The following is a 19,147-nucleotide window of genomic DNA, read 5'->3' on the forward strand; positions in this document are numbered from 1 at the left end:
CTTTTTATGGGGAAATAACGTCTGGAACACAGCGCATTTCGCCTACTTCTTCAACAGAATCAACTAGGGGGTAAAGCGTAGGATCGCAGAGTCTGCATTGGGCAGACGCTGAATTTAACCAGGTGTGTGTAACGAATAATGAAGAACTACAAAATAGGTACCCGGCTGGCCGGCGGCTTTGGTCTGCTTATTCTGCTTTCGTTGGTCATGCTGACCAACGGGATTTATCAACTTAACCAGGTAGCCAGCAACACACAACAGATGATGCAAGAGCCGCTACGTAAAGAGCGGTTGGCGACGGACTGGCACGCGGCACTCGTCGCTGGCGTCCAACGCAGTATGGCGGTAGCACGCAGCCAAGATGATTCTCTGGTGGAGCTTTTCGCGGCGGAAAATGCCCGCGCCAGTAAAGAGAGCGGTAAGCGGCAGCAGGATTTTGCTAACCTGATCTCGACGCCGGAAGAAAAAACCCTATTCGACAAGGTGGGCGAATACCGTCAGGCCTACCTTAATAAGCGCGATACGATAGTTAAGGAAAAAGGCGCCGGTAATTTTGATCTCGCCAGAACGCTTTTCGATAACGAATTTGTTCCGGCAGCAAACGGCTATCTGGCCAGTGTGGAGGCATTGCGCAACCATCAACGCGCCAGTATCGACCAGATGGGACAAGATATTAACGCTGGCGCGCACCGGGGCGATCTTATCCTCGCGGTAACGGGGGCATTGAGCGCAGTCATCGGCCTGCTGATCGCCTGGGCGCTCACCCGCAGTATTGTGCAACCATTAGCACGCGCCGTCCGAGCGACTCAAGCCGTTGCCGCAGGCAATCTGACGCACAATGTACAACCGGAAGGCCGCGATGAAGCAGCTCAGCTATTGCACGCGTTGCAGGACATGACAGTGAGTCTGCGCACCATTGTTGGCGAGGTTCGTCAGGGATCGGAGTCCATCGCTGGCGCCTCTTCACAACTTGCCGCAGGCAATATCGATCTCTCCAGCCGCACAGAAGAGCAAGCTAGCGCACTACAAGAAACGGCGGCTTCTATTGAACAGCTAAGTGCGACAGTCAGACAGAATGCCGATAACGCGCGTCAGGCCAACCAACTGGCATTATCAACCACGCAACAGGCGCAGTCGGGTGGGCAACTGGTGACAGAAGTGGTTGATACGATGGGGGCAATCGATGCTTCATCAAAGAAAATCGTCGATATCATCGGTGTTATCGACAGTATCGCCTTTCAAACTAACATTCTGGCGCTGAATGCCGCCGTAGAGGCCGCGCGGGCGGGGGAACAGGGACGCGGTTTCGCCGTCGTCGCCAGTGAGGTTCGTAGCCTCGCCCAGCGTAGCGCCTCTGCCGCCAAAGAGATCAAAGATCTCATCGACCATTCTGTTCAGACCGTGGAGATCGGCAATCGGCTGGTCGCACAAGCGGGGGCTTCAATACAGGATATCGTCAACGGCGTGCGCAAGGTGAGCGATTTGGTTGGTGAGATAAGCTCCGCCAGCGATGAGCAAACAATGGGTATCGAGCAGGTTAACGTTGCGGTAAACCAGATGGAAGTGACGACCCAGCAGAATGCCTCGCTGGTCAATGAAGCCTCGGCGGCGACGCAATCGCTACAGCAGCAGGCGGCACAATTGGCCGAGACAGTTAGCCAGTTCCAGTTGGATAACCGCGATCGGAACGTCAGAACGCCCGCCGCTACGCCGCCATTGGCGCTTCAACCGGCGTTGGTCGCGCCGCACAAAAACGGTGCTCCAGCGGCTGAAGGAGAATGGACATCGTTCTGATGCCAGCATGCGCTCATCGCTTCCCGTAATCCTATTCTCAGGGGAGCAATGAGCCCGTGCCAAGCGAGACGATGCCCCTTAAAAAGGTGGCTGGCAACACGAGTTGGTTACTCGACGAACCAGCCCATCGGGGCACATTACACGAGCTAATGAGGGATCTTAGGGTTTACAAATATTTTTAATCACCACGTGTTGAAGCAAAATAATGGTTTTCGCATCGATAATTTGCCCATCATCAATCATCTGAAGCGCGTCCTTAAGCGGAATTTCCATAACCTTAATATCCTCGCCCTCTTCTTTAAGGCCACCACCATCATGGATTCGCATCGCGTGCGTATAAGGCGCGATAAAAAAGTGCAAGCGTTCGGTAACAGAACCCGGACTCATGAATATTTCGCCAATTTTTGTGACGTCACCGAGTTTAAAACCGGTTTCTTCTTCCGCTTCTTTTCTAATGGCTTGAATGGGATCGCGATCGTCCAGCAAACCAGCACATGCTTCAATCAACTCGTAATGATGGCCCACGAGAAACGCGGGCAGACGAAATTGGCTGGTGAGGATAACCGTACGAGAATCAGAATTGTAGAGCAAAATGGTAGCGCCGTGCCCCCGATCATAGGCTTCGCGGATCAGGCGCTGTTCCGTGCCGTCTGAACGCATATGGGTGATGTCATACTTGGTTAACGTTCCCCAGTCATTGGCTAATACCCAACGCTTATTGACTACTGCCGTCGTGGCTAAAGGAGCATAAGTCGTCTTTTTCATAGGTGATTACCGTTTGTGATGAATCCAAATTGGGAGAGTTCTCTGGCTCTATTCTCTACCGCATTTTCAGCATCGACAACCTTCAGGGGAAAAGCAGAATGCCTTTCCCCAACACCACCGAATTGGGTCGCTTAACACGCTTCCAATGCCAGCAACGCGTCCAACGTCTGGCGGCGGCGAATCAGGCGCGGCTCGCCGTTTTCAAACAGCACTTCCGGCAGTAGTGGACGGCTATTGTAGTTCGAGGACATCGATGCGCCATACGCGCCGGTATCGTGGAAGACCAGATAGTCGCCTACCTGCGCCTCCGGCAGCGGAACGGTTTCTATGCCGCCGCCCGCCTGTTGCGTAAACACGTCACCGGATTCGCACAGCGGCCCGCCGATGACACTATCGCGCAGTGTGGCTTGGCTAATATCGCGGCCATCCCCCGGCAGCAGAGAAATGTGGTGATAGCTGCCATACATCGCCGGGCGCATCAGATCGTTAAACCCGGCATCGACCAGCACAAAGTGGCGGCTTCCCATGGATTTGACCGCCCTCACTTCCGCCACTAGCACGCCGGACTCCGCCACTAAGAAACGCCCCGGCTCGATTTCCAGCGTGACCGGATGGCCGAGATGCGCGGCAATTTTCTCACGCGCCGCATGCCACAACGCGTAGTAGTTTTCGGTATTAATCGCTTCCTCACCGTAACGGTAGGGGATTGATAGCCCGCCGCCCGCGGAAATCGCTTCAATATCCTGACCCAGCGCAATCACCTGCTGCACCATGGCTTCGCACACCCGTTCCAAATGGGCGTAATCGACGCCGGAACCAATATGCATGTGGATACCCACCAGCTTTAAGTCATAACGCTGAATGTGTGCCAGCGCCAATGGCACATCGCCGTGCCAGATGCCATGCTTGCTGTTCTCGCCGCCGGTGTTGGTCTTCTGGCTATGACCATGACCAAAGCCCGGATTCACGCGCAGCCACACCGGGTGCCCCGGCGACCGCTGCCCAAGCTGTTCCAGCATATCGACCGAACCGGCGTTCACCGGAATGTTCAGTTCAGCAACGCGTTGCAGCGTCGGACGATCCAGCAGATCGGCGGTAAAGACGATCTCATGCGCGTCGGTGCCCGGCACAAAACCGGCCACCAACGCGCGCTCGATCTCACCCAGCGATACCGAATCCACTTTCACGCCCTGCTCACGCATCAGGCGCAAAATATGCGTGTTCGAACACGCCTTCTGCGCGAAGCGAATAGTATCGAACTGACGCAGTTGCGCGATGCGCTTAATGATGGTCTGGGCGTCATAAGCCCAAACCGGGCAACCAAAACGAGAGGGCAATTCACGCAGACTTTGCGCGTTCAGAGCATGTGTTACGTCATTCAGATCGTGAGGCATTAATCATTACCAAATACGGGTCAATTATGGTTGAGAAGCACTATAAAAATTACCATTCTGGTAAACAAATATCGTTTTTAGCGCAATCTATTCATCTATGATATGGATAGGGGGAAAGATGATGGCAATATCCTTACGGCACATTGAGATTTTCCATGCGGTCATGACCACCGGGAATCTGACGGAAGCGGCCGCGCTGCTGAATACCTCGCAGCCCACCGTAAGCCGCGAACTGGCACGCTTCGAGAAACTGGTTCAACTCACGCTATTCGAACGATTGCGTGGCAGGCTCTACCCCACCGCGCAAGGGTTACAGCTCTTCGAAGAAGTACAGCGTTCCTATTATGGGCTGGAGCGGATTATCAACGCCGCCAGCAACATCCGCCGTTTTCAACAGGCACAGCTTTCCATCGCCTGCCTGCCCGTGTTCTCCCAATCACTGCTGCCCGAAGCCTGCAAAACGCTGTTAGCGCGTTATCCTCAATTGACCCTGAACGTCGTCCCCCAAGAGTCACCGTTATTGGAAGAGTGGCTATCGGCGCAACGTCACGATTTGGGTTTAACGGAAAACAGCCTGACGCCAGCCGGTACAGAACGACAAACGTTGATGTTACTTAATGAAGTGTGCGTGCTGCCTTGCGGGCACCCATTAGCGCAAAAAGCGGTGCTTACGCCACAAGATTTCGCCAACGAACCCTTTATTAGCCTGTCGAGTGCCGATAGCTATCGCCAGTTGCTGGACGCGCTATTTCAGGAAGCGGGCGTGTCGCGCCGGATGGTGCTGGAAACCCACAGCGCGGCATCGGTATGCGCAATGGTGCGAGCGGGCATCGGTCTGTCCATCGTCAACCCGCTCACCGCGTTGGATTACTCCGCCTCCGGCGTAGTAGTGCGCCCTTTTAGCATCGAGGTGCCTTTTACCGTCAGCCTGATTCGCCCACGGCATCGCCCTGCTTCTGCGCTGGTCGATACCGTCATTGCACAACTCAGACAATACGCCGCTGATGTGCCTTCACGTCTGGAGCAGGTCTTGCGGCAGTCATCCTGATGGGGTTGATTCGTTCCCTTTAACCGGTCACTGCGTCAACGCCCGCCAGCGTGGATCGTGAGCAAACCAGTCCACCAGAAAATCCAGCAGCGCACGCAGTGCGGCGGGCATCTGACGGCGCGAGGTATAGATACCGTAAATCCCCATCGCCTGAGGACGATATTCCGGTAACAATGCCACCAACTGCCCATTAGCGAGATACGGCACGACAGAATAGCGGGGTTGCAGCGTGATCCCCGCTCCTTCCAATGCCCCTGCCAGCAGTACCAGCGATTCATTGCCGCTCAGATTACCGCTGACAGGAATGGAAAATGTTTCATCATGGCGAGAAAAATGCCACAGGCTCTTGCCAAAATAGGTGTAGGTCAGGCAGTTATGAATAGAGAGGTCGGTAAGCTGTCGTGGAATACCGCGTTCGTTGAGATAAGAGGGCGATGCACACAGTATCGACTCACAGTGCGCCAGTGGACGCGCGATCAGATTCGGATCCAAAGCGTTGGTGATGCGCAGCGCCAGATCGATACGCTCTTCGACCAAGTTCACCACCCGATTATTCATCTGTAAATCAATGGCAACGCGAGGATGACGCCGCAGAAACGTGGCGATCGCCATGCCAAGCACGCCCTGTGCCAATGATTGTGAACAACTGAGGCGCAGCAAGCCGCTCAACACGGCATCATCGGTAGCGGCCTCGACGCGCATATCCGCCGTCAACGCCAGCATCTCCCGACAGCGCGCCAAGGTTTTTTCCCCGGCATCCGTCAAACTCAGCTTGCGCGTTGTGCGGTGCAATAAGCGCGCCCCGGCCCACGCCTCCATCTCCGCCAGATAGCGCGTCACCATCGCGCGCGACATGTCCAGCCTCTCCGCCGCCGCGATCATGCTACCGCGCTCAACTATTGCCACAAATACTTCAGCCGCCGTAATGCGATCCATATATTAGTCCGTTTTATGCAACAAATAATTGCCTTATTTGCGGTTTTTAATACGATTAATGCAACATAACATGAACCCACATTCCGTCATACCTGTGGAGTCTCATCATGTCGACCTCGATCACTTTTACTTTATCCTTGCTCGTCGCCTCTCTAGGCCTGGCCTCTACGGTTAACGCCGCCGAATTAAAAATCGATGTATTTAATCCGGGAGAAGCCAGCGTATTCCCCGTTTCCTCTGAAATTATCAGCGGCGATAAAGAGGTCGCCCTGATCGATGCCCAATTCCAGCGTAATGATGCACAAACGTTGGTTGATCGCATCAAGGCCACCGGAAAAAAGCTGACCACCGTCTATATTAGCCATTCCGACCCTGACTACTATTTCGGTCTGGATGTGATTAAAGCCGCATTCCCGGATGCAAAAATTGTGGCAACCCAAGCCACCATCGATGCCATTAATGCGAGTAAAGATGGCAAAGTGGCGCATTGGGGGCCTGTTTTGAAAGAGAACGCGCCGAAAACGATCGTGGTTCCTCAACCGCTGCAAGGCGACAGCTTCACCATCGACGGTCAAAAACTGGAAGTGAAGGGGCTGAAAGGGCCGACGCCGGATCGCACTTACGTCTGGATCCCGTCGCTGAAAGCCGTAGTCGGCGGTATTCCGGTGTCTGCCAATATCCATGTCTGGCTAGCCGATACCCAAACGCCAGAATCACGCGTTCACTGGCGTGAAACGCTGAAATCCATTGAAGCCTTGAAGCCAACCACCGTGGTGCCAGGCCACTTTCTCGCGCCAACCGATTACACCTTGAAGAACGTGACGTTCACGCTGCAATATCTGAATACGGTGGAAAAAGCGCTGGCAAAAAGTAAAGATTCTGCCGAGCTGATTGCCGCAATGAAAAAACACTATCCGACGCTGAAGGACGAATCGAGTCTCGAATTAAGCGCCAAAGTCTTAAAAGGTGAAATGAAGTGGCCACAGTAAAACTCCATTACATTTACGATCCCTTGTGTGGCTGGTGCTACGGTGCCGCCCCACTCGCGTTAGCGGCGCAGGAGATCGACGGGCTGGATCTGATTCTCCACGGCGGTGGGATGATGACGGGGAACAATCGTCGCACCATTACCCCGGAATGGCACGATTATGTGCTCCCCCACGATCGCCGCATTGCGCAGTTAAGCGGGCAACCCTTCGGTGAGCGGTATTATGAAGGATTGCTACGCGACACCAGTGTGGTGCTGGACTCCGCACCACCGACGGCGGCCGTACTCGCGGCGCAAGCGATGGCTGACAAAGGCATGATGATGCTGTACCAGATTGAGCAGGCACACTATGTCTCCGGCCTTAAGATCGTCAACACCGCCGTATTGCGCCAGTGCGCCGAAGCCATCGGGCTGGATGGCGACGCCTTCTGCACGGAATTCGCATTTATCCGCGCTGAAACGCTATCACAGCACATCAACGCCAGTCGGGAATTACTGGCGAAAGTGCGCGGTCAAGGCTTCCCCACCTTTGCGCTCGAAGATAACCACGGGAATTTCCAGCAAATTCCCGCGGCAAACTACCTCGGTCAGGTTGACGCCTGGCGCAACATGCTTAAGCAGATGGTCAACCACGCGACGGCATAAGCATTCTCATCAAACCTTACAGGGAGTCGATCGCTCATGCCGTTGATGTTGATCCTCCCAGTTAAATGTGTAAAGTATCGGCCGATCGGGTGATGCAGCCCGTTCGCTATGGCTTACCATCGCGATCGGCATGATACTCGCCGTCCCGATCGCCTCGTGAACTCATAATCTATACAGGATCTCTTTGCCGCAATGCGCCTTACTCCACCCTGAGTGTGTTCCCTCTTTAGCGTACTGAGTCAATCTCAGCGCGCCTTTAATCGCCCCGCCGGAGCGGTTGTGTTGCATCGCGGCTGCCCGACGGTTTCTGCGCGCGCCTGTCATGCTGCATTCTGTCGCGCATATGCGCTCACCAATAAGGTCTAACTATGCAACCTCAAAATGTGCCGCCTGAGATACAGATGCGTGTTTCACATGTTCTGGCGTCACCCACATTGTTAACACGAGAATGTCTCGCTGGTGTAGTTACCGCGCTAGCATTAATCCCTGAAGTCATCTCGTTCTCCGTGATTGCCGGTGTCGATCCTAAGGTCAGCCTTATTGCTTCCGTGGTGCTTTGTCTGACGCTTTCTGTTCTGGGCGGCCGTCCCGCTATGGTCTCTGCCGCCGCTGGCTCTATCGCCTTAGTCATTGGCCCCATGGTTCACGTTCACGGTGTCGGATATATCCTGCCCGCCGTTCTTCTTGGCGGCGTGATACAAATTCTCTTTGGTCTTACCGGGCTTTCACGCATGATGCGCTACATACCGCGTTCAGTCATGATTGGCTTCGTCAATGCGCTGGGGATACTGATATTCTTTGCTCAAGTCCCGCATATCTGGGGACAGGGGAACCTGGTCTGGGTCATGTTTGCGGCAACGCTGATAATCGTGTTGCTAGCGCCGCGCGTATGTAAAAGTATTCCCTCCCCGCTGATCGCCATTATTGTCATCACCGGCATTGCACTCGCCATGGGATTGAGGGTGCCAACTGTTGGCGATGAGGGCTCGATGACCCCAGGGCTTCCTGGCTTTACTGAACTCACCGTGCCGCTAAATTTAGCCACCCTAAATATTGTATGGCCTGTCGCGCTGAGCGTGGCCTTTGTCGGACTGATGGAATCTTTGCTGACGGCAAAGCTGGTAGATGATTTGACCGACACGCCGTCGAGCAAACGTCGGGAGTCTCTGGGACTAGGGGTGGGAAACATTCTCGCCGGTCTCTATGGCGGTATCGCTGGTTGCGCCATGATTGGCCAGACGGTCATGAATGTTGAGATAGGAAAGGCGCGAAGTCGGGTTTCCACCGTCGCAGCCGGTCTAACATTACTGGTTCTGGTCACTGTCCTGAGCGAAATCATGGCTATGATGCCGATGGTCGTGCTGGCCGGAATAATGGTGGTCGTCGCGGCTAAAACAGTGAATTGGCATAGTCTGCAAGGCGCCACGCTGAAGCGTATGCCCTGGTCAGAAACCTTTGTGATGGTGCTCACCATTGCCGTAACCGTGTGGACGAGCAACCTGGCTTTAGGGGTTCTTGCTGGCGTTATCACGGCAATGATTCTGTTTGCCCGTCGTATTGCTCATGTCATTCAAGCCGAAAGGACGCTCAGTCATGACGGATCAATTGCACATTATGACGTTCATGGCCCGCTTTTCTTTGCCAGCAGCAATGACCTATTCGAACATTTTGATTATGCTCACGATCCGAAAAAGGTGGTAATCGATCTTACCCATGCGCCGATCTGGGATGCATCAAGCGTTGCCGCGCTGGACGGCATTCAGTATCGGTATGAAAAACGGGGTATCGAGGTGGTAATAAAAGGGCTGGATAATCGCAGTAGTGATTTCCACCGTAAACTAAGCGGAAATTTAGGATAGGCGGCCTGAGCCAGTCAATACCCGACTGGTTTATCAAGATAACTACGCCAGACAACGAACGCCGATACACACCGACCACACCGACACACAAAACGATGACGGACAAATTATGACCGATCTAAAAGCAACCCAAAGCGATACCGTACCCGCCGACTCCCGCGCGTCCCGCCTCAACCGCTTCTCCGTTGCGCCGATGCTGGACTGGACCGATCGCCATTGTCGTTACTTCCTGCGCCAACTCACAGGCCAAACCCTGCTGTACACGGAGATGGTGACAACAGGGGCGATTCTTCACGGCAAAGGCGATTATCTGGCTTATAGCGAACAAGAGCATCCGCTGGCGCTGCAACTCGGCGGTAGCGATCCGCATGCGCTAGCGCAGTGTGCCAAACTGGCGGAACAGCGCGGCTATGATGAAGTTAACCTGAACGTCGGTTGCCCGTCTGACAGGGTGCAAAATGGGCGTTTCGGCGCCTGCTTAATGGCTGAAGCCACACTGGTGGCAGACTGTATCAAAGCGATGAGTGACAGTACCTCACTCCCAATTACGGTGAAAACGCGCATCGGCATCGACGATCGAGACAGCTATGAATTCCTGTGCGAATTTATCCAAACCGTAGCCGAACGCGGCGAATGCAAGACCTTTATCGTTCATGCACGTAAAGCCTGGCTATCGGGCCTGAGCCCAAAAGAGAATCGGGAAATTCCGCCTCTGGATTACCCACGCGTTTATCAGCTAAAACGCGATTTCCCCGCGCTGACCATTGCCCTTAACGGCGGCGTCAAAACATTGGAAGAAGCCAAAACGCATTTACACTATCTTGATGGCGTGATGATGGGGCGCGAAGCCTATCAAAACCCTGGCATTTTGGCACAGGTCGACCGTGAGCTATTTGGTATCGATGCAGCTTCGCCGGATCTGGCCGGGGTGGTGCGCGCGATGTATCCCTACATTGAGCGCGAACTCTCTGGCGGCGGCGCGTTAAACCACATCACGCGTCATATGCTTGGCCTGTTTCAGGGCATCCCCGGCGCGCGCCAGTGGCGGCGCTATCTGAGCGAAAATGCCCACAAACCCGGTGCCGATACGGCAGTGGTGGAACACGCGCTGTCGTTAGTGAAATTGGTATAAAAAATACCAACAGTTAGCACTTTTCATCATCCCAGGCTGTTTGTATTTCTGACGTCGCTGATAAATCAATCAGTTATCAGCGATGCTTGTTGGCACGATTCTTGTAATTGCTTATGTAGCACGCAGCGATATCTTCACTGCGATTCAACGCTATAGGAGCGCACCATGTTGGAAATTTTCTTCGTTGTTGGTTTTTTTATCATGCTGATGTTGACGGGCGTGTCACTGCTGGGCGTGATCGCGGCCCTGTTTGCGGCGTCCATTTTCATGCTGATTGGCGGTGTGTTTACCTTGGCTATCAAGGTGTTGCCGTGGCTAATTCTCGCTGTACTGGCAGTATGGCTGTGGCGCAAATATAGCGGGAGACCCGTCTACGACACGCATCGCTTTACCTATCGAAAATACGCCTACCGCCAGCGTAATAAGAACGGGTGGTAATGCCCAGTAGGGCGATATCAGCTTGACACACAGAGAACTTGAAGGACGGGAACATCAATGAAAATAACACCGCGCAGCCTCATCGCCATCTTTCGCTCAGGCTTTAATCCCGGCGTATTACTTTTCACGTTAATTTTAAAGTGTGCGCCAGCAAATATTTTTCCCTTGATGCGCGTGCTAAGATGGCTTCTATTATTTCATCTTCATCGTCGTCAGGTACATAACAGCCGCACAGCGACGCGCCCGTGACGATGACTACGCTGTACCCTACATACGGTTTGATGAAATACGCATCACGGCAGAGGTCTCCCTTGGGAGGCCTCTTGCTTTTTAGCCCTATATCAGGGAAGTAGCAGGCATGACCCCTGCGTACTGCGGCTTTCCAGCGCTCGATGGGCCGCTTGCGCCTCCGCCAGCGCGAATTTCTGGCTTTGCGGTACATCAACCGCAATCGCGCCGCTAGCGATCAGCGAGAACAACTCATTGCTGGCCTGTTCCAGTTCAGCACGGTTGGTTATATAGCCAAATAAAGACGGACGCGTGACGTACAGCGACCCTTTCTGGTTCAGAATGCCCAGATTGACGCCCGTGACCGGGCCGGACGCATTACCGAAACTGACCATCAATCCGCGACGGCGTAGGCTATCAAGCGAGGCTTCCCAGGTATCTTTACCGACAGAGTCATACACAACGTTGACCTTCTGCCCATCGGTTAGCTCCGCGACGCGTTGGGCGATATTCTCGGTACGGTAATTGATCGTCGCCCAGGCACCCGCTTGTTTCGCACGTTCCGCTTTCTCATCGGAGCCTACCGTCCCGATCAGTTTGGCACCCAGCGCTTTGGCCCACTGGCAAGCGATTAACCCAACGCCGCCCGCCGCTGCGTGGAATAAGAAGACCTCATTTGGCTTGATTTCGTATGTCTGACGCAGCAGATAGTAAACCGTTAGCCCTTTCAGAAAGGAAGCCGCTGCCTGCTCAAAACCGATCGCATCCGGCAATCGCGCCACTTTCTGTGCCGCCACATTATGTACGTCGCTGTACGCCCCCAATCCAGATTGCGCATAGACGACGCGATCGCCAACGTTCAGCTCGCTGACGCCCTCCCCGACTTTCGTTACGATGCCAGCGGCTTCCGTCCCCAGCCCGGAAGGTAACGCAGGCACCGGATACAACCCACTACGAATATAGGTGTCGATAAAATTAATGCCGATAGCGCGGTTCTCAACCTGAACCTCTCCTGCTGCGGGGTCGGATGGCGTGAAATCCACATATTGCAGAACCTCCGGGCCACCATGAGCGCTGAACTGAATACGTTTTGCCATGCTATCTCCTCAATCGTGACGGGTTCATTCCCCTGATAGGTATTGGATAGTGTTATTTCGAACGTGTGATATATACAATGCCTCCTAATCCAATGGCAAATCAACCGGTAAAGAACCCGTTTCATGGCTGAGAAAAGACCTACCGCTAAATCGAATGAACCCCGTGACCGCCAGATGGAAGGTCTGAAACTTCCACCCCATTCGCTGGAGGCGGAGCAATCGGTATTGGGTGGCCTGATGCTCGACAATGAACGCTGGGATAATGTCGCCGAGCGCGTTGTCGCGAACGATTTTTATAATCGCGCCCACCGTCTGATCTTCACCGAGATGCAGCGCTTGCTCGAAATGAACAAGCCGATCGACCTGATTACCCTGTCTGAATCGCTTGAACTCCAGGGCACGTTGGACTCCGTCGGGGGCTTCGCCTATCTGGCCGAGTTGGCCAAAAATACTCCCAGCGCCGCCAATATCGGTGCTTATGCGGATATCGTGCGCGAGCGCGCCGTGGTGCGCGAAATGATCTCGGTTGCCAATGAAATCGCCGATGCGGGCTACGATCCACAAGGCCGCAGCAGTGAAGATCTGCTCGATCTGGCGGAATCCCGCGTCTTTCAGATCGCCGAAAATCGCGCCAGTAAAGATGATGGCCCCAAAAGTATTGACCGCATTCTGGAAGATACCGTTTCGCGTATCGAACAACTGTATCAGCGCCCGCATGATGGCGTCACCGGTGTCTCTACCGGTTATCAGGATCTGGACAAAAAGACCGCGGGCTTGCAGAAATCGGATCTGATCATCGTGGCGGCGCGCCCCTCAATGGGGAAAACCACTTTCGCCATGAACCTGTGCGAAAACGCGGCCATGATGCAGGATAAACCGGTACTGATTTTCAGTCTGGAAATGCCCGGTGAACAGCTCATGATGCGTATGCTTGCCTCTCTGTCGCGCGTCGATCAGACCCGCATTCGTACCGGCCAACTCGATGATGAAGACTGGGCGCGTATTTCCAGCACCATGGGGCTTCTGCTGGAAAAGCGCAATATGTACATCGATGACTCGTCCGGCCTGACGCCGACCGAATTACGATCCCGCGCCCGCCGCGTGTTCCGCGAGCACGACGGTCTGAGCCTGATTATGATCGACTACTTGCAATTGATGCGCGTGCCGTCGCTGTCCGACAACCGCACATTGGAAATCGCAGAAATATCCCGCTCTCTCAAGGCATTAGCGAAAGAATTGCAGGTTCCCGTGGTCGCGCTGTCGCAGCTTAACCGTAGTCTGGAGCAGCGCGCCGATAAGCGCCCGGTTAACTCAGATCTGCGCGAATCCGGCTCTATCGAACAGGACGCAGACCTGATTATGTTTATCTATCGTGATGAGGTTTATCACGAGAACAGCGACCTGAAAGGCATCGCTGAAATCATTCTGGGAAAACAACGTAACGGCCCGATTGGCTCCGTGCGTTTGACCTTCAACGGGCAGTGGTCGCGCTTTGATAATTATGCCGGGCCACAATACAACGATGAATAATGCAGCGCTCAGCAATGACAACACGGCGCTAAGGAACAAAAATGAAAACGGCAACCGCCGTCATTAACCGGCGTGCTTTGCGCCACAACCTGCAACGCATCCGCCAGCTCACACCACATAGTCAGGTCGTTGCCATCGTGAAAGCCAATGCCTATGGTCACGGCATGCTTGAATGTGCGCATACTCTCAGTGACGCCGATGGCTACGGCGTCGCACGACTCTCCGAAGCGCTGGCGCTGCGGGCCTCGGGCATCACTAAGCCAATTGTGCTGCTGGAAGGTTTTTTCTCCGCCGATGAACTGCCGTTACTGGCCGAGCATCAGCTTGAAACCGCCGTTCATAGCCCTGAACAGCTTGCCGCGCTGGAACAGGCCACGTTATCGCAGCCGATCCGCGTGTGGATGAAGCTCGATACAGGTATGCACCGCCTCGGCGTGCTACCGGAACACGCCGAGGCATTTTGGCAACGCCTAACCGAATGCCGCAACGTGGCGCAGCCTGTGAATGTCATGAGCCATTTTTGCCGCGCCGACGAGCCCGACGCTGGCACCACCGAACGCCAATTGGCCTGCTTTGATGCTTTTACACAAGGTAAGCCGGGCGCGCAGTCTATCGCCGCTTCCGGTGGCATTCTACTGTGGCCGCAGGCACATCGCGATCGCGTTCGTCCCGGTATTCTCCTCTATGGCGTGTCACCGTTGGACAACGAAGACGCCGCACATTTCGGCTTGCAGCCTGCCATGACCTTTACCTCCCATCTGATCGCCGTGCGTGAACACCGGGCGGGTGAAGCCGTTGGCTATGGCGGGATCTGGACTAGCCCGCGCAACACGCGTTTAGGCGTCGTGGCCGTTGGCTACGGCGACGGCTACCCGCGCTGTGCGCCAGTCGGGACACCGGTATTGATCAATGGGCGTGAAGTGCCGCTTTCCGGCCGGGTATCAATGGATATGATAACGGTGGATTTAGGGCCGGAAGCGCAAGACAAGGTCGGCGATGACACGATTCTCTGGGGGCCAGCACTACCGGTTGAACGTATTGCAGCGCATACTGGAGTCAGTGCCTACGAACTGATTACGCGTCTCACCTCGCGCGCGCAATTAACGTATATAGACGAGTAATGTCCTGTCGCCGCCGCCGTTGATAGCCGACCGCGCGTGGTGTGAACCAGCCATATTTCGCCTCTCGACCGGGGAGGCGATCGCGTCCCCGCCTCCCGTTTCCCTACGTCTCATGGCCGAATTCCTCCCGATGGCCGATAAAAATCATCGCTTTGCTCACGAAGGGGAAAAACTCCACCATACTTGGGGAATCGTCAGGTATAAGGAGCAATAACGGTATGTTGAAACTCATCATGGTTACCGCCCGCGATAGAAAACGCCTTGCGGAGATCATTACCGTTTTAATTCGTCACGGTCTGCGGGACATCATCCATTTTCTTGGCCTGACGCAGGTTGCTCCTCCTACCGTGCGGCAGACTTTCTCGCCAAACGCATCGCTACCCGAACGATTGTGCGCCGCGCTTGAAGCGCTAGGGCCGACGTTTGTGAAATTAGGTCAGATATTGGCATCGCGTAGCGATCTCCTCGGCCCGGAATGGACGACCGCATTAGGGCGCTTACACAGCCATTCCTCCCCCATTCCCTGGCAAGATGCCGAAGCGGTGATACACCATGCGCTGGATAACAATCCTGATGCGGTTTTTTCCTGGCTGGATCCCCAGCCACTCGCGGCAGCGTCAATAGGGCAAATTCATCGGGCCCGACTCACAGACGGCACCGAAGTGGTTGTAAAGATACAGCGCCCAGGATTGGGAGAAAAACTGCGTGCCGACTTGCGGTTATTACGCTTCCTCGTGTGGGGGAGTGATCATTTCTGCATAGCTAAGGGAGAGAGTCTGGGATAGCGCGATGCCTTTAATGGCGCGGCTTTCGTGGAATTTCAGAGATTTTGCATAACCCAGAAAGAAATGGGCAAAAGTCGACTTTTTTGTATTTAAAACTGCATAGTTTCGAGCGCCGGTTGATCCTGTTTAATCGGCATTTAAACCACTATTTAATTGTCCTGCCAAACCACACAACACGACCAATGATTGCAAAATCGGAAGGCTGGTTGTTCATGTCTACCGTAAACGGCTCATACGCTGTATTTGTACTTGATACCTTCAATAGCCCACCAGGAACACGCTGAACTAACTTAACCAACAGATGACCATCTACGCGCAACACGTAAATCCCTTCCTTTGGGTCTGTGTCCGCGCCATTTACGAGGATGTTATCACCATCATTCAGAGTTCCCTCAAGCGACGAACCGTCCACGGTGATAACGAATAGATGATGTGGGTCTGCATTGAGAAAATTCTTTATCCAATATTTACGGAATGCCATAGAAAACTTCGGTGTTTCTGTTTCATTCAGTGCGCCATAGCCCGCAGCAGCCCTCACATCATAACGGGGAATAAATGAAAACTCTTCGACATCAACAGGATTACCTAGAACGTCTTGAGTATTTTTATACTGCTGATCGAATGCATTGTTTAACACAGCTTTACCAGTATCTTCCCCCGTTGCCAGCCACTGTACACTTACCCCTCCAGCATTAGCGACAGAGATCAATATAGGTAATGTCGGATATCCCCCTTCTAAGAGGCGATTTAGCCCTGATACTGAAACCCCAGCAGATGTAGCAAACGCATTAACACTTTTAAACTTAGTCAATAGGCTTCTCAGTCTATCGTGAAAACCGACGCATCCGAGTGATGTTGACTGACTCGGATGAGTTGATTGTGGCCTTTCTTTTTCGTCCATATTTGCTTTATTACTATGATTCATAAGATAAATCCGTTATTTTTTCTTTTTTGAGTTGGATGGTTAACTCGGATGAGGTTAATTAATTGACTTATCCGAGTTGATTATTGCCTTTTTTGCGTATATCGTTTGTTCATGTTTTCAGTAAATGAGCAGAAAAGATGATCAAAAAAAATAATCTTCAGCTTCAAAGCGACTGGCACCGTGCCGATATTGTTGCTGCTCTCCATAAAAGAGGGTGGTCTTTGAGGGCGCTCTCTAAACATCACGGTTACAAAACGCCAACGGCACTAAACAATGCCTTAGATAGAAAGTGGCCGAAAGGGCAACGAATCATTGCTGATGCGATTGGTATCTCACCTCAGACTATCTGGCCTAGCCGATACAACGGTGATTCTAACCGCTCTTTTGCTCATGTACACAATTGATTTAAGTGAGTGAGACTATTCTTATGAACCTGAAAACTCACTACAGCGCCGAAGAATTGGCTCAAATGCAGTTGTCTGAGCTACCTGGCACTTCACGAAACATACGCGAACGAGCAAAAAAAGAAAATTGGGGCACTCGTAAGCGGAAAGGCATGGGCGGGGGTAATGAGTTTGCTTTAGGCTCAATGCCGTCTGATATCCAAAACAAGATCCGTGAGCATTACTACAACACTTTGTTGCAACAGCAGCCTGTTAAGGCTCCGACGGTGGCGAAGACTTCTGCGTCATCCAGTCAATTGCTCGAAATCGTGCGTCAATGCCCTGCGGTGCTCGACCAGAAAACAGCAGAGCTAACACAAAAGCAGCGCGATATTGCCGACGCTCGTATGGTGCTGGCCGTCGAAGTGCTGCGTCTAGAAGATACCGGCCTGTCACGTATTAAGTCGATTAATTTTATCTGTGACCGGTCACGCTCCGGCGATTTACCTGAACACCTGCAAAAGTACGTTGATCTCGCTAATGCCCGAAAAGGCCAGCGAGTCGGCGTCAGCGTTCGTGCGCTCAACCAGTGGGTTGTTGACTATCTGAGAGCCAAAAACAGCGCGGAACGCCTCGCCCTTTTAGCACCCGGTCATAAAAAAGCCAAGAAGCCAGAGCAGCTTTCATGGGTGCCTATGTTTATGGCGCACTATCGCAACCCGAACGGCCCTTCTGTCGCTGAGGCCTACAAGGATTTTTGCGCCGAGTGGCATCAACGGTATGCCGATCAGCCTGCGATGCGCGATGCAGTTCCTTCTGTCCATGCGGTTTATCGGGCGCTTGACAAAATGCCTCGCATCGTTCGCCAACGCGGCCGCGTCACCGGCTCTGCCATGACTGCATTGCAGACCTACGTTAAACGCGACTGGTCAGTGATGCCAGTTAACGGCGTCTGGATTGGTGACGGTCACAGCATGAAGATGAAAGTCTCGCATCCTGACCACGGACGCCCATTCACGCCAGAGTTAACACTGGTGATTGATGGTCGTACTCGCTATGTGGTCGGCTGGAGCCTGGCGCTGTCAGAAAACACGCTGGCCGTTGCTGACGCACTGCGTCACGGCATTGAACGCCACGGCGTTCCATTACTTTACTACTCCGATAATGGTGCAGGTGAAACCGGGAAAATGCTGGATGCGGATATCACCGGTATCCTGCCGCGTCTGGGGATCGAACACCCCACAGGTATTCCGGGGAACCCGCAAGCACGCGGCATCATCGAGCGTCTGAATAGGGAAATTCCAGCACGTATCGCCCGTAAGTTCGCCACCTATAACGGTAAGTCGGCGGATAAAGAAACTGCACGTATTACCAGCCGCGCGATTGATTCTGCCGTGAATGCCCTGAATCAGAATAAAACGCTAAATCCAGTGCAACAGTCTGCGATTGCCAAGTTACCAAGCTGGAATCAGTTGATTGATGCGATTGAAGATGAAGTCACTGCATATAACACACAACACCGGCATAGCGAGTTACCACTGCGTAAAGCGGGTGGGCATTACACGCCTGCAGAGTATCGCGCCGAGTTGCTGGCTGACGCTGAGATCGATCGCTTGTCTGAGGCAGAGCTGCGCGAAATGTTCCGTCCTCAAGTCAAGCGCACCGCGCAGCGCGGCTGGTTGTCCATTTTCAACAATCAGTATTTTGCCGAGGAACTGATTCAGGTTGACGGCGAGGAAGTGCTGGTCGCGTTCGATATTCACGATGCAACGAGCGTAACCGTTCGTCGTCTGGATGGTTCGCTGGTCTGCACGGCCATCGTCAACGGCAACACCCGCGCCGCGTTCCCTGTCGATTACATCGAGAAGGTTCGCAAAGACCGTCACAGCCGCAGGATGGCGCTGAATAACAAGAAAGCTGAGGAAATAAACGCTGAGCTTAATCCAGCGTTGCCTGGTCAGACATTTGATTTTGGCAGTTTCATCCCCGCAGAGCGACCGGAGCCGGAAGACGAGCCGTATTTCTTCCTGCAAACCGACCGCGATGAATATTTAAGAAAGAAAGCCGCGCAGCGGTAAA

The 19,147-nt window shown here is 53.6% G+C and carries 17 protein-coding genes; 12 read left to right on the forward strand and 5 right to left on the reverse strand.

Annotated features, from left to right (window positions below):
* Nucleotides 1-138 precede the first annotated feature (138 nt).
* Nucleotides 139-1,794 carry a methyl-accepting chemotaxis protein gene (locus RFN81_RS14180; RefSeq protein WP_264496436.1) on the forward strand — a complete coding sequence of 552 codons (1,656 nt, stop codon included), beginning with the start codon at nucleotides 139-141 and terminating at the stop codon, nucleotides 1,792-1,794.
* 159 nt (nucleotides 1,795-1,953) lie between these two features.
* Here RFN81_RS14180 and RFN81_RS14185 read toward each other — a convergent pair whose 3' ends face one another.
* Both RFN81_RS14185 and lysA read right to left on the reverse strand, forming a co-directional pair.
* Nucleotides 1,954-2,559: an NUDIX domain-containing protein gene (locus tag RFN81_RS14185; RefSeq protein ID WP_264496437.1), complete on the reverse strand. Its 606-nt coding sequence runs from the start codon at nucleotides 2,557-2,559 to the stop codon at nucleotides 1,954-1,956.
* A gap of 131 nt (nucleotides 2,560-2,690) precedes the next feature.
* Entirely contained in the window at nucleotides 2,691-3,953 is a 1,263-nt protein-coding gene (gene lysA, locus RFN81_RS14190; protein WP_264496438.1) for a diaminopimelate decarboxylase, read from the reverse strand.
* Between the two features lie 118 nt (nucleotides 3,954-4,071).
* Here lysA and RFN81_RS14195 point away from each other — a divergent pair, with 118 nt between their 5' ends.
* Nucleotides 4,072-5,001 carry a LysR family transcriptional regulator gene (locus RFN81_RS14195; RefSeq protein ID WP_264496439.1) on the forward strand — a complete coding sequence of 310 codons (930 nt, stop codon included), beginning with the start codon at nucleotides 4,072-4,074 and terminating at the stop codon, nucleotides 4,999-5,001.
* 27 nt (nucleotides 5,002-5,028) lie between these two features.
* Here the strand turns inward: RFN81_RS14195 and RFN81_RS14200 are convergent, their stop codons facing one another.
* Nucleotides 5,029-5,937, reverse strand: coding sequence for a LysR family transcriptional regulator (locus RFN81_RS14200; protein WP_264496440.1), 909 nt, complete (start codon nucleotides 5,935-5,937; stop codon nucleotides 5,029-5,031).
* Nucleotides 5,938-6,044: 107 nt separating this feature from the next.
* Between RFN81_RS14200 and RFN81_RS14205 the strand changes: the two genes are divergently transcribed.
* The 5 genes from RFN81_RS14205 (at nucleotide 6,045) to pspG (ending at nucleotide 10,999) form a co-directional block, all read left to right on the forward strand.
* Nucleotides 6,045-6,926, forward strand: coding sequence for an MBL fold metallo-hydrolase (locus tag RFN81_RS14205; RefSeq protein WP_264496441.1), 882 nt, complete (start codon nucleotides 6,045-6,047; stop codon nucleotides 6,924-6,926).
* Nucleotides 6,914-7,570: a DsbA family protein gene (locus RFN81_RS14210; RefSeq protein WP_264496442.1), complete on the forward strand. Its 657-nt coding sequence runs from the start codon at nucleotides 6,914-6,916 to the stop codon at nucleotides 7,568-7,570. The genes RFN81_RS14205 and RFN81_RS14210 overlap by 13 nt, the downstream gene beginning before the upstream one ends.
* 368 nt (nucleotides 7,571-7,938) lie before the next feature.
* Entirely contained in the window at nucleotides 7,939-9,429 is a 1,491-nt protein-coding gene (locus tag RFN81_RS14215; protein WP_264496443.1) for a SulP family inorganic anion transporter, read from the forward strand.
* 109 nt (nucleotides 9,430-9,538) lie between these two features.
* Nucleotides 9,539-10,561: a tRNA dihydrouridine(20/20a) synthase DusA gene (gene dusA, locus RFN81_RS14220; protein ID WP_264496444.1), complete on the forward strand. Its 1,023-nt coding sequence runs from the start codon at nucleotides 9,539-9,541 to the stop codon at nucleotides 10,559-10,561.
* Nucleotides 10,562-10,726: 165 nt separating this feature from the next.
* Nucleotides 10,727-10,999, forward strand: coding sequence for an envelope stress response protein PspG (gene pspG, locus RFN81_RS14225; protein ID WP_264496445.1), 273 nt, complete (start codon nucleotides 10,727-10,729; stop codon nucleotides 10,997-10,999).
* A 341-nt stretch (nucleotides 11,000-11,340) separates the two neighbouring features.
* On the opposite strand, the gene RFN81_RS14230 is transcribed toward pspG, so the two are convergent.
* Nucleotides 11,341-12,324 (reverse strand): quinone oxidoreductase, encoded by a 984-nt coding sequence (locus RFN81_RS14230; RefSeq protein ID WP_264496446.1) that lies wholly within the window; start codon nucleotides 12,322-12,324, stop codon nucleotides 11,341-11,343.
* Nucleotides 12,325-12,447: 123 nt separating this feature from the next.
* Here RFN81_RS14230 and dnaB point away from each other — a divergent pair, with 123 nt between their 5' ends.
* From dnaB to RFN81_RS14245, 3 genes are all read left to right on the forward strand, one after another.
* The gene (gene dnaB, locus RFN81_RS14235) at nucleotides 12,448-13,854 is read left to right on the forward strand and encodes a replicative DNA helicase (RefSeq protein WP_264496447.1); all 1,407 of its coding nucleotides are present in this window, start codon (nucleotides 12,448-12,450) and stop codon (nucleotides 13,852-13,854) included.
* A 41-nt stretch (nucleotides 13,855-13,895) separates the two neighbouring features.
* Nucleotides 13,896-14,975 carry an alanine racemase gene (gene alr / locus RFN81_RS14240; RefSeq protein WP_264496448.1) on the forward strand — a complete coding sequence of 360 codons (1,080 nt, stop codon included), beginning with the start codon at nucleotides 13,896-13,898 and terminating at the stop codon, nucleotides 14,973-14,975.
* Nucleotides 14,976-15,193: 218 nt separating this feature from the next.
* Entirely contained in the window at nucleotides 15,194-15,760 is a 567-nt protein-coding gene (locus RFN81_RS14245; protein WP_264496449.1) for an AarF/UbiB family protein, read from the forward strand.
* 145 nt (nucleotides 15,761-15,905) lie between these two features.
* Here RFN81_RS14245 and RFN81_RS14250 read toward each other — a convergent pair whose 3' ends face one another.
* Complete coding sequence (locus RFN81_RS14250; protein ID WP_264496450.1) at nucleotides 15,906-16,685, reverse strand: XRE family transcriptional regulator; 780 nt, start codon at nucleotides 16,683-16,685, stop codon at nucleotides 15,906-15,908.
* A gap of 137 nt (nucleotides 16,686-16,822) precedes the next feature.
* Between RFN81_RS14250 and RFN81_RS14255 the strand changes: the two genes are divergently transcribed.
* Nucleotides 16,823-17,089 carry a helix-turn-helix domain-containing protein gene (locus tag RFN81_RS14255; protein WP_264496451.1) on the forward strand — a complete coding sequence of 89 codons (267 nt, stop codon included), beginning with the start codon at nucleotides 16,823-16,825 and terminating at the stop codon, nucleotides 17,087-17,089.
* Between the two features lie 23 nt (nucleotides 17,090-17,112).
* On the forward strand, nucleotides 17,113-19,146 hold the full coding sequence (locus RFN81_RS14260) for a Mu transposase C-terminal domain-containing protein (protein ID WP_264496452.1): 2,034 nt from the start codon (nucleotides 17,113-17,115) through the stop codon (nucleotides 19,144-19,146).
* Nucleotide 19,147 lies beyond the last annotated feature (1 nt).

This window comes from Pectobacterium cacticida (assembly GCF_036885195.1).
In the GTDB taxonomy this organism is placed as follows: Bacteria; Pseudomonadota; Gammaproteobacteria; order Enterobacterales; family Enterobacteriaceae; genus Pectobacterium; species Pectobacterium cacticida.